Origin of the sequence: Alteromonas sp. NFXS44 (genome assembly GCF_040148705.1) — a bacterium.
Lineage (GTDB): Bacteria > Pseudomonadota > Gammaproteobacteria > Enterobacterales > Alteromonadaceae > Alteromonas.
Genome location: NZ_JAGDEA010000005.1, coordinates 18,263 through 30,313, shown reverse-complemented (window position 1 = coordinate 30,313; position 12,051 = coordinate 18,263). Strand labels below are relative to the sequence as shown.

Here is a 12,051-nt window from a genome sequence, read left to right as displayed (position 1 = left end):
TCCTTACCGGTTCAGGTTACTGATTAACATAGAACGCAAACGCCTGGCGTTAATGTCGTCCATTTCCCCCAGCGCACCGCGGCACTCCGGCGGAAGATGTTCACGAACACGCTGCGCATCACCAAACACGTAATAATCAAACAACGCCTTCCATGCTTGTTTTTCCTGTTCAGGTTTTTCCCGCAAACTCATCATGCCATGTAACAGCACATCCATGGGGTTGCCTTTGTGACGCTCTGTGGTCATCCACCAGAAATTAACCATTACGTTAAAGCGGTCGTATGCCGTAACTTCATGCCACCACATACTGGGGTAATAAAGGCCGTCACCGGGTTCCAGGTCAGCAATCCACGCATTGTCCATCGCCTCTTTAAGGCGGGGGAACTTATCGAAGTCAGGTTCAGCGAAATTCGCCAGCGTAACAACCTGACCGCCCGGCGTGGGATGCAGCGGCCCGGGATAAAGGTTCTCCACCTGTTCCGGCGGAAACAGCATGAACCGTCGTTTACCCACAACACAGCAGGCCAGATTTTTAGGTTGATCAAAATGCGCAGCAGCTACAGATTCTGTTCCCAGCCAGATTTTGGCGACCACCGGATTTTGCTCAAATTCAGGATGAGTAAACGCCAGGGAATGACTGTCTGCCAGTGCAGGGAATCCTTCTTTCAGCACCAGAGAGTTGACGTACAGGTATTCATGCTCCTGCTCACTGAGCTCATTACGGATTGTGTTAAACACATCGGGGATCGTTGACCGTTCTGCAGAGAAATTAAATCCGGTACAGGTATCGTTGTATCCGAAGCGGGACTGAATTTCTGATGGTGCGCGATACACCAGCATGGGTTTATTGCTGTAGTTATCTTCCAGCATCTGCATGGTATCAAGGGGGGATTTCCGCCCTGCTTTAACCATTGGCCAGTCGTTTACCAGCCCCTTAAGAATAACCGGCTGGTTAAGAGCGAAGAGATCATCAAACGGGATGGCATCTGGTGTGATGCCTTCCCACACTGTTACTGTTTGTCGGGAAGGTGTAACCATGGTTTTCGTCCGTTATTAAAAAGCGGCTTAAATGTCAGTACCAGCCGGCACTGACAATCCGGACCAGCACTGTACCTAAATCAGCGCAGATTTTGCGTTCTTCAGATCAATTAAACGCTGAAAATTACCCAGTGAAGATAAAATAAAGTAAAGCGGGCCAAGCATACCGTACTGACTTAACTTTGCCAGACTGTCACCGTCGAGCTGAGAAAGCTTTTCCTGGTTGACAGAATAGTAATTAGAGAAATTCACCTGCTCTACATTGCTGAGCTTAATCTCAATGTTCACCGGCTCCAGAAGATCCATCTCTTCCACCAGCGTAAACAAAGTTTTGTTGTATTGGGCACCGGCTTCAATGGTCTGCAATGCCTTTTTTACATAATTCAGATAACCGGATTCGCCACCCATTGGCAGGAAGACCGCTTCACCTTCATCGCCAACACGGGGATCGTCCATATCAATACAAATAAACGGTTCCGGTGCAGAATCATCAGATTCGCGATAGGCAATGCTGAATGGTCCGCGCCCCAGCACGGCAGGAATATAACGGGTTGTCCATCCGTCTTCACTCAGGAACAGGTTTTCGTCCTTGCTTAGCCCCAGAATACTGTGGATCTGCAACTCGCCACTGTCGGCATCTTTATAAAATACCAGCGGAAACTCTTTGTGCAGCTCACTGATTTCAGACGCGAATACGCGGGTACGGTTTACCTGATGGCCGGAAAAAGCACCCGGACGGGTATTAACTTTCAGATCTTTATGATCGACGTTATTCAGAACAACTGGTTTAGACATAGATTGGTCCCCGTTACTGCGGGTTGAGCGAAAGGTATACGCAGGATGTTATCGCGCTACCCCGTCAGGCGCAATGTCATGTTTGTAAGGATTAAGGCCGGCATGCGAGGGCACACCCGCCTGAGAATCAAAGGTCACAATCCGGGAGGATTGTGACCGGATGCTGACAGCTATCAGAAGTTGTAGCGGGCACTCAGTACAATACGTCTGTCCAGTTCCTGGATGAAGAACGTGTTGTTGTAGCTACGGCCGTATTGACGTGAACCTTCTTCGAACAGGTTGATTACGTCCATGCTTACTGTCAGGTCTTCGCTGAAGTCGTAACTTACGTTAACGTCTACCTGCTTGTACTCATCGATGAACAATGGGTTACGAACAGAAGATACGCCACGGTTTACTTCCGCCAGGAAGGAATCACGCCAGTTGTAAGCAACACGGGTAGACAGGCCGTCTTTTTCGTAAATCAGTACTAAGTTAGCTGAGTCACTTAAGCCTTCCAGTGCAAACTGGTCGATTGCCGGATCAGCACCTACATCGTAACCGATATCACCGTCAACGATGGTGAAGTTAGCCTGGTAACCGAAACCGCTGTCACCGAAGAAGTGCTGCCATGCAAACTCGTAACCGGAGATACGTGCACTCTGGTTGTTTACAGGCTGAGTAACTTCGAAGGCCATTTCAGGGTCGCCTGCCACTGGCTCAACATTGTTGTTAGCGAATACGTCATCAGCAAATGCCTGACCTTCTTCGAACTCATCAGCGCCACTGGGGAACACGTCAGGGTTTGCAAGCAATGCAGACATAGTGAAGAAGTTACGTTCTGTTACTTCGATACCACGTGCTTCAAGCTCTGCAATAGCTTCACCTGAAACAGTGCCGGCAGCACCTGAAGTCGCATCAAGCAGACCGAACAGAGTTTGAGAAACCTGCTGTGTACCAACGAAGTTGTCTACGTCTTTACGGTAGTAACCTACTGACACCATGCTTGAATCACCGTAGTAGTATTCAAGTGACAGGTCGAAGTTGTTGGACTCCAGTGGATCCAGCGCTGCGTTACCGCGGCTACCTGATGCTACACCGCCTAAGTAAGTAGGACGGCCAGGCGCACCAATGCTGGTAGCAGTGTACATCTGGTTATACGCAGGGCGTGCAAGCGTCATGCTGTAAGAAGCACGGGCTTTCAAATCGTCAGTCAGGTTAACCGAGAAGTCGATGTTTGGCAGGAACGCTTCATAAGAGTGGTCCTGAGACAGCGCTTCAGTCTGATCGCCGTAGCTGATAGTGAAGTCGTTATCTGACAACCAGATGATTTGCTCTGGTACAGACTGCAGAGAGATAGACTCAACGTCTGTCTTCTCATAACGGGCACCAACCACTAAGTTAGCTTCGAAACCACCGATTTCGCCATCCATTGTCGCCATTGCGTACAGAGACAGGATATCTTCTTTAACGGTGTTGTTCTGAGCACCAACAGAAGGCAGATCACCCGGGGTGAAGCCATAAGCCGGCGCAACAGCGTTCAGCAGGTCTACTGCGTTACCGCGGAAAGATACGCTACCCAGAGGGATTGTGGTTGAACCTGCAGGTTGGGCAATTGAATCCGCACCGGCAACACCACTCATGTTGTGATCTTCAAATGCACAGGCTGTACAAGTCACTTCCAACAGACCTTCAGGAATGTTACCTACATCAGCAACACCCCAACCACCAAGCTGCGCTTCAGTTTCATAACGAAGCTGATTCATTTCAGTCGCCATGTAGCCGATACCGAAGTCAACTTTTACGTCAGAACCTTCGTCCCACGTACCGTCGAAACGGAACTGTTTAACGTCAGATTCCTGATCAGAAGAAATGGCACGGGTAACCTGAGGACCAACATCGGCCAGGTCGAAGATACCGTTGTTGTTACCTTTAACAGAGTCATCAACAACGATGCTTGCCTGAGGCATATCCAGACCGAAGTCCATGGTTTGCCAGCCGGCAGTTGCACCTGCAACGTTGAAACGGATTACGTTTTTACCGTAAGGACCGTTACCGCCAGATTTTGCATTCGCCATGTTAGCGTCGAAACGCAGGTTCAGTGAATCGTTTGCCCACCAGTTTGCATTGAAACCGAAAGATGTCAGTTCATCTTTAGCGGCCATCACCAGGTTCTGGAAGAAAAAGTCTTTACCACCGTCGATGTCTTCAGTGAAACGGATTGGCGTGGCAACAACCGGGTTACCATCAAATTCCATATCTGTAAACTGACGGGCAAACCAGATACCGTCAACAACAGAGGTAGAGTTGATTTCGTTGCTGGCGTAAGTTGCGTCAGCGGTCAGTGTCAGGGTTTCTGAAGGTGCGAACTGTAAAGTAACCATACCGTTCATACGTTCACGGTTATCTTCATTTACACCTAAACCTAAGTTAGAAGGCATGGCAACCAACTGACCTTCCGCAGGTGCGTTAGTTACGTTAGCGCCGTCAACCAGACCGAAAGTGCCCGGAGACGTTGAATCCCAGTTGTACAGCTGGTAGTTCTCAACACTCATGTGGCGGCTACCGGAGTCACGCTCCTGGTAAGAACCGAACACAGCTACACCAAATGTGTTGTCATCGTTTGACCAGTTAGCAACACCACTTAATTCTGGTGTTACACCGTCACCGCTGTAGTCTTTCATGGCTTTCGCGCCGATAGAGGCACGGTTTTCACCTTGAGACAGTGGCTTTAACGTATTGATATTGATTGTTGCACCGATACCACCTGATGGTACGGCTGCACGGCCAGTCTTATAAACTTCAATGCCACTTACACCTTCAGATGCCAGGTTAGAGAAGTCAAAAGAACGGGTTGTACCGGAAGCACCCTGGTCAAGCGGGTTACCGGTAATAGATGCTACGTTAGCAGCAGGCATCTGACGGCCGTTTAATGTGATCAGGTTGAAGTTACCACCGAAACCACGAACGGTAACTTCTGAACCTTCACCGTTTACACGGTTGATAGAAACACCAGTGATACGCTGAAGAGATTCTGCCAGGTTGGTGTCCGGGAATTTACCCATGTCTTCAGCAGAGATGGCGTCAACAACACCGGTAGACTGACGTTTTACGTTCATAGATTGAGACAAACTTCCGCGAACACCGCGTACTTCAATCTGTTCTACTTGTTCTGGTGCGTCCTGAGCAAATACAGGTGATGCGACCATTACGCAGAGTGCCCCTGACACTGCGCAAGATAGCTTTGTTTTATTAAACATAGTTTGGTTTCCAGTTGAGTTTTCACACGTGAATTAAAGTGCGTGTCCCTTATGAGGAGGATGACTACCGCGCATAAAACACTGGTCAATCAGTTCACTCAACCCCATCACGCACTCGCTGTGCAAACCGTTACGTTGTGATCCCATTCTCACAATGTAACGCGTTACAAGCCGCCAATTAACGTTAACGAATTGTAACGGTGTAGTTATAGCCCGCCTTGTGAAGCAATTGCAAGTATTTTGTTAGGTTGCCTAACAAAATTAACCTTTTTCTTGAAATTGAAGTATTCTTTAGTCTTAAATGAGCGGGTAAATGCAGATTTTACTATCTGTATCTGATTAGAATAAATGGCCTGTAAGGCACTTTTTATTTACAAATGCAGGTTAAGTAAAGGTGACAACTGTCCGGAGTGCAAGGATTGGTCATATTAAATTTTTATGATAAGTCACTGTTTGGAAAGGCTGAAAATTCGCTATGAAAAATAAAGGAAAAAGATAAGCATTAGTTATAGAGAATATAACCGGAAGATGATAGAGGCCTCTGAAAAGGGAATGGTGCAAAGCAAAAAACAATAATAAAACTGACTTTGCTGTCACACAAATGTAAAGAAACCAGAAAGTTCCGTAAAGCCTGAATTATCGCAAAAAGAACAAAAAACAAACAACTGTAAACCCTGAACTTTTTTAGTGCAGAAGACTCTTTAACAGCGATCTGGTTTTAACAATGTGTGTCACGAAAACGACTTTTTAAAGTCCTTTTACCGTTAACAATTATTCAACAACAGGATAAAACAGCGCGAGCTGTTCCATAACAAAAATACTATGCCCGTACACAAGCAATCGAGTCAGCGTCTCCAACAGCAAGGCCTGGCACTGGACACAGACAGACAGTTTTTTCGCTGTCTTCGCGAAAATGGACCCATGAGCAGAGCAGCTATTTCTCAGCTTACCGGCATTTCCCGCCCCACTATTTCAGAGGCAGCAGGACGTTTGCAGGGCCAGTCTCTGGTCAACGAAACGAAAAAGAAAACCCAGAATAAACAGGGCCGTGCGGGCATACTTTATGAGATTAATGCCAACCGGGGGGTTACCTTATCAGTGGCACTGGACAGTCAGCACATTCAGATGCGCCTGACCGACCTGGCTGAAAATATTGTTGCAGAAGAGCAGTTCAAATTAGCCACGCTTAACGGCCACGCCATACCCGATTACGATGTAGAAGCGGCACACGTACCGTCTACCCGAATTGACAGCAGCGAAGCCTTCTTCCAGAAACTGACCACCATGGCTGAAGACATGGTTGCACGAACGAAAAGCGCAGTCCTCGCCATAGGCATATCGATTGCCGACCCGGTGAATTCTGAAACGGGCCAGGTATTGCCTCTGCACGGTGCCCCTTTCCCCCTCGCTCACGACATTAATTTTCCCTCCCTGTTTGCCAGTATGTTCCATTGCCCCATTACTATTGATAACGATGTGAACTGGGCAACCATGGCGGAACGTTCGCAGGGTAACGCTATCGGCGAGAAGAACTTCATGTTCTTTTATTTTGGTCGGGGGATCGGTGCCGGCATTTATATCAACGGGCATCTAATCCGCGGAAGTTCGGGTATCGCCGGCGAAGTGGGCTATTTTAAAGTGGACGGTTCGAAGAACCTTCAGGATTACGTGGTAGAGAACCAGCTGGGTAAGGCCTTACTGGAAAACCGTTCTTTATACGATCATCCGGCTATGGATAAAATTATCCACGTGATTTCTAACGCGGGAATTCTGGTGAATCCGGATCTCATAGTGATTGGTGGTCCGCTTTCCCGTCACGATGCCTTTATGAAAACACTGAAAGACACGATTCCACAAAAAACACTGATGCCGACCAGGGTCATTGCCAGTGCAATGCCGGATACCGCCCCGCTTTGCGGCGCATCAGCCGGCGCTCATGAACTGGCACTGGCTTCGCTGGGGCTGATACCGCAACCGGAATAGCACAGATTCAGACCGCATTGTGCTATCCGGCAAGAGGGGCTTCCGGGGAGAAGCGGAAGCTCTTATCCAGTTCGCTGATCCCGAGGCCACTTCGCTTATTCACCCTGATCTGTACCGGGATCCGTTCTTTCATCGCTTCAATATGGCTGATCACACCAATCATTTTCCCTGATGCGTTTAAGTTATCCAGCGCATCCAGTGCAATATCAAGTGTTTGAGCATCAAGCGTACCAAACCCCTCGTCCAGAAACAGCGAATCAATGCTGGTTTTATGACTGACAAGATCAGACAGCGCCAGTGCCAGAGACAAGCTGACCAGAAAGCTCTCGCCTCCGGATAAAGTTCGCGTATCTCTGGCGATGTCACCCTGCCAGGTATCCACTACCAGAATAGCCAGACCGTCCGCCTGCTTTCGCTGTAATCTGTAGCGGCCATGCAGACGTTGCAACTGACGGTTCGCCAGCACAATAAGATTGTCCAGTGTCAGGCCTTGCGCAAATTTTCGGAATTTATCACCGGTGGCGGAACCGATGAGACCGTGCAGGGCCGATGTGATCTCAAACGCCTGTTCTTTTTCCGCTATGCCTTCTGACAAACTGTGCAGTTTCTCACGCTGCTCATCATCAGCCTGACATCTGGCAGCCAGTTCTCCCCGCCGGGTGAGAATGCGGTCCCGTTCTTCATTCGCCTGCTGATATTTACTCTGCAGTTCATCGCCGTCTGCATGTTGCCACAGTGCGGCCTGTTCATCATTGAGCCAACTATTGTACTGCGCACAGGCACTGTCAAATAACGCGAAATGACGCTGAGTTGCAGCTTCCAGGGTTTGCTTCTCCCGGCTGAGCTGGTCACGTAGTCCGGGTGTGAGTATCGCATTTTGAAAATCAATATCGCTGTCAAAACCGGCCCGGTTCCGCTGCGTATGCCAGCGTTCAGATAACTCTTCCGTCTTTTGCTGCGCGGCTCCCAGCGTTTCAACAGCAGCGTTTAATGAAGATGTAACGCCGGTGTGATGCTCTTTTGCGGCCGTTACCCGCTCCAGTGCTTCTTGTGCATACTGCTTGGCCTGCGCGATGCGCTGTTCCGCTTCCGTGATGGCAGTTTGCGACAGGGTTGTACCGGCCAGAGCATGGCGTTCGGTTTGATGCTGAGTGAGGGTGTCACATAAAGCGTTAAATGCAGTACTCAGCTTACCAGCCTGCGCTTTCGCTGCCTGCCAGTTTTGCTGTGCATTTTCACGATACACCGCCTGCTGTGATACCTGCTGCTCAAGTGCAGTCACCTGCTCTTTGGTATCAGCCCACTGCTGCGCTTTCTCCTCAAGCCCGTCCAGCCAGGCTGAAAAATCCGATGGCGGTAACGGATGTCCGGCGTCAGCAGTTTCTTTCGCTATGGCATTGTGCAGCGCAGCGCATTGTTGTTGTGCGCTTTCCAGTGCACTTTGTGTGTCACCAGCCTGCTTCTGATATTGGGCCAACCGTTCAGCGGCGAGTGCTACCTGATTTTCACCATGACTTACCTGCCGTTGCAGTTCGTTCAGTTCTGTGGTGAGTGCTGCAAGCTTCTCCTTCTCAAGATTTGCTCTGCTTCGCTGTTCCCGCAGCGCTGCCCCACGATTTTTTTGCTGCTGTTCATATTGAGTCAGTCCGGTTTCATTATTCAGAGAAACAGAAATACCGGCTTCCTGCGATATGCTTTCCCACTGTAAGGCAATGCCATCTGAATCTTGCACAGCTTTTTCCAGCGCCTGCGTGGTTTGTTCCAGTCCGAGCCTAAATCTTTCACAACGCTCGTTCTGCGCAATGCCAAGACTTTCCGCCTCTTTGAGCTGAGCTTCCAGTTCATGCTTGCGGGTTAGTGTAGCAGACACGTCCAGTGCAACCTCCCCGGAGGCCGGATGAGACAATGAGCCGCATAGCGGACAAGCCTCACCGTCTGTCAGTTGCATCCGGTACTCTGCCAGTTGCTCCTCTTGTTTCAGCAATAACGTGACATCCTTTAATGACTGCCTGAGGGCAACAAATTCTTCGCGCATAATGCTGCGATGCTTTACCGCTTCATCGTAGTCACTTTGCAGCCTCGCCTGTTCAGCTTTATGCTCAGACTGTTTCCCGCATAACTTCAGGTATTGCTGTTGTAACGACATCGCCCGGTTAAGCGGCGCCCAGCACTGTTCTATGGCCAGCAACTCCTGTTCGGCTTGTTGCCCGTTTTGCTCAGCGGCCAGCGAATTAACTGCCTGCTGTTGTTTTGTCACCGCAGACTGCTTTTCGTTATACAGACTGAGGGCCTCATTGCGGGCTTTTTCCGCCTGTGCAACCTGATGTGTCTGCCCGTCAACCTGCTCACGGGCCTTTACGGCTTGTTCTTCTGAGGTCGCCACACTGGCGGTGAGCCCGCCAAGCTGATTAATTTGTCCGCGCCAGCCTGACAGCTTCATCAGCAAAACACTGTCGGCCTTATGTACGTCCAGGTAGTTTTTATGCGCAGTCAGTTGCTCATGCATGCTTACCGCCGCCTGCTCATAACCTGCTATATCAGCGGCAAGTTTACCGGTGATTGCTTTTTGCTGCTCCAGCGCAGATTCAAGTTCACGCTTTTCCTGAGTCAGCCTGGCGATATTGTTATCCAACGGAATAACCCGGTTATGGATAAGTGCAATGCGGGCACTTCCTTCCTGCTCCGCGACTTCAAGGGCTGCGGCGCACTGGTCTTTCTCTTTAAGGCTGCTTTCTGCGTGCTGCGCGCTTTGCTGTTGCTGCTCTTTCAGTGATGTTGTCCGCTGTTGTAACGTCAGCACTCCGGCTTCAGCGGCATTCAGTTGTTCACGTTCCGGTTTAATTTGCTCTGCCAGTTCACCCTGCCGCAGTTTTTCTGCCTCCGGCGCAAATGTAGTGAGATCATCTTTAGCCTTAGTCAGCGTAGCTTCTGCCTGCTGCTTTTGTGACAAGCGCTGCGCAAAACCGGCCTGCCAGTTCAGTCCGCTCTGCCAGTGTTCACACGCTTCGCGGGCTTCTTTCAGCGTATTGTCAGCCTGCGCCAGTGCCGAAATCAGCGACGCTCTTTCCTCATCACTCAGCACAGAAATGTTATTGCGGTTTCCCCGCAGCAATGCAAGTTCCTGTTCAGCTTCTTTATATTTTTCATGCACGCGACGGGAAATCTCACCGTATATTTCGGTACCGGTCAGTTCTTCAAGCAGCTCCGCTCTTTCGTTTTCCTGCGCATTCAGGAAGGCTGCAAAGTCCCCCTGCGACAACATCATGGATTTAGTAAAACGGGCAAAGTTTAAACCGGTGATCCGCTCTATCTCGTCCGCTTTCGGGCGTATTTGTGTAGCCAGTACCTTGCCGCTTTCTACTTCGGCCAGTTCCACTTCCGCCGGTTGCAGATTTCCGTCGGCATTACCCCGGGCCCGCCGCATACTCCAGAAAGCACGGTAGGCCGTGCCCTTAACAGAAAACTCAACTTCAGCCAGACAGTCACCGGTACCACGGGTCATGATTTCATTGGATGACGCAGACAGTTGCCCAAGCCTGGGCGTCTGATGATAAAGCGCCAGACAGATTGCATCCAGCAAGGTGGTTTTGCCTGCTCCGGTAGCACCGGTGATGGCAAAAAGTCCATTATCAGTAAACGGGGTGCCGGTGAAATCCAGCTTCCACTCACCTTTAAGCGCATTGAGGTTTTTAAGCCGCAGGGTCAATATTTTCATTGTGCTGCTTCCCCTGCATCAAGGCCCGATACCACTTCACGAAACTGTGTACGCAACCCGGCTTTCACCTCTTCCTCTGTGGCATCATCCATTAACAGCAAGCGCCGCTCAAAGACCTCTTCCGGCGACAGTTCTGACAAATCCTGTTCATATTCTGCCGTCAACGACGCCGCAGCCCTTTCATGAATCCGCCTGAGCTGCAGTACCTCCACCGGCTGATCTTCTGTCATTGCCTGAATACGCTGGTGCAAATCAGACAGATACCCCTGCGTGGTGACTTCGATACACAGCCAGGTGGTTGCTGCCGTATCAGTGAACGCTTTGAGTGACTGCTCAATGGTATCCAGATCGCCACGGATAACCGCCATGGGCTGAAAAACCGGAACGGGAAGGGCTTCGATAACAGGGCGTGTGCTGCCCTCAAAACTCACCAGCACCACCTGCTTTTGTGTACCCAGTTCATCAAAACTGAGAGCAACAGGAGAGCCGCTGTAGCGGATATGCTCTGATTTAGCCACTTTCTGTGGCCGGTGAATGTGTCCCAGCGCAATATAATCAGCCGGTGGAAAACCGTCGGCGGCGAAGCCTTCCAGTGTACCGATGTAGATATCCCGCACACTGGACGAGGCAGATACGCCAAGCGCAGTAAGATGGCCTGTAGCAATAACAGGGACAGCCTTTCCTGAAGCTTCGCGGCGCTCAGCCGCAACATCGTACACACTCCGGTAGTGGGCTTTGATTGCATCACCCAGGTGCTGTTTCTTCTCATCTGTGGACTGGCCCGCGGCACTGACCAGCACGTCTCTGGGGCGGATGAACGGGATCGCACAAACAAATGCGCCGGTTTCGCCGTTTTTATCTTTAAGTTCTACCACCTGATCCGCGGGGTTTTCCAGCACCGAGGCAATAACATGAGTATTCAGACAAGACAGCAGCCCCCGCGTTTCATTCAGCACTGACACAGAGTCATGGTTTCCACCCAGGACAATCAGCGTACAGCGGTGGGCCTGCAAGGCCACCACAAAACGGTTATACATTTCTCTGGCATAACTGGGTGGCGTGCCGGTATCAAACACATCGCCGGCAACGATGATGGCATCAACTTGTTGCGCTTCTACAACCTGCAACAGCCAGTCGAGAAACTGCTGATGTTCGTCTTTGCGGTTTTGGGTAAAAAAGCTCTGACCGAGATGCCAGTCTGAGGAATGGAGGATTTTCATAAGAACAACAATATAAAGTCAGAGACACGTCATGCCTTATGTTGACCACACCGGCGCGGCG

At 50.1% G+C, this 12,051-nt stretch carries 6 protein-coding genes; 1 reads left to right on the top strand and 5 read right to left on the bottom strand.

Annotated elements, in window-relative coordinates; translation table 11 throughout:
• Positions 1–3: 3 nt before the first annotated feature.
• From J3369_RS05350 to J3369_RS05340, 3 genes are all read right to left on the bottom strand, one after another.
• Entirely contained in the window at positions 4–1,038 is a 1,035-nt protein-coding gene (locus J3369_RS05350) for a cupin-like domain-containing protein (RefSeq protein WP_349584653.1), read from the bottom strand.
• 75 nt (positions 1,039–1,113) lie between these two features.
• On the bottom strand, positions 1,114–1,833 hold the full coding sequence (locus tag J3369_RS05345) for a SapC family protein (RefSeq protein ID WP_303575124.1): 720 nt from the start codon (positions 1,831–1,833) through the stop codon (positions 1,114–1,116).
• Between the two features lie 173 nt (positions 1,834–2,006).
• Positions 2,007–5,021 carry a TonB-dependent receptor gene (locus J3369_RS05340; protein ID WP_349584650.1) on the bottom strand — a complete coding sequence of 1,005 codons (3,015 nt, stop codon included), beginning with the start codon at positions 5,019–5,021 and terminating at the stop codon, positions 2,007–2,009.
• Between the two features lie 972 nt (positions 5,022–5,993).
• Here J3369_RS05340 and J3369_RS05335 point away from each other — a divergent pair.
• The gene (locus J3369_RS05335; protein WP_303575126.1) at positions 5,994–7,055 is read left to right on the top strand and encodes an ROK family protein; all 1,062 of its coding nucleotides are present in this window, start codon (positions 5,994–5,996) and stop codon (positions 7,053–7,055) included.
• A gap of 22 nt (positions 7,056–7,077) precedes the next feature.
• Here the strand turns inward: J3369_RS05335 and J3369_RS05330 are convergent, their stop codons facing one another.
• Both J3369_RS05330 and sbcD read right to left on the bottom strand, forming a co-directional pair.
• Positions 7,078–10,770, bottom strand: coding sequence for an AAA family ATPase (locus J3369_RS05330; RefSeq protein WP_349584647.1), 3,693 nt, complete (start codon positions 10,768–10,770; stop codon positions 7,078–7,080).
• A complete protein-coding gene (gene sbcD / locus J3369_RS05325) occupies positions 10,767–11,990 on the bottom strand; it encodes an exonuclease subunit SbcD (protein ID WP_349584644.1) in 1,224 nt (407 codons plus the stop codon). Before sbcD ends, J3369_RS05330 begins: the two co-directional genes overlap by 4 nt.
• Between the last annotated feature and the right edge of the window lie 61 nt (positions 11,991–12,051).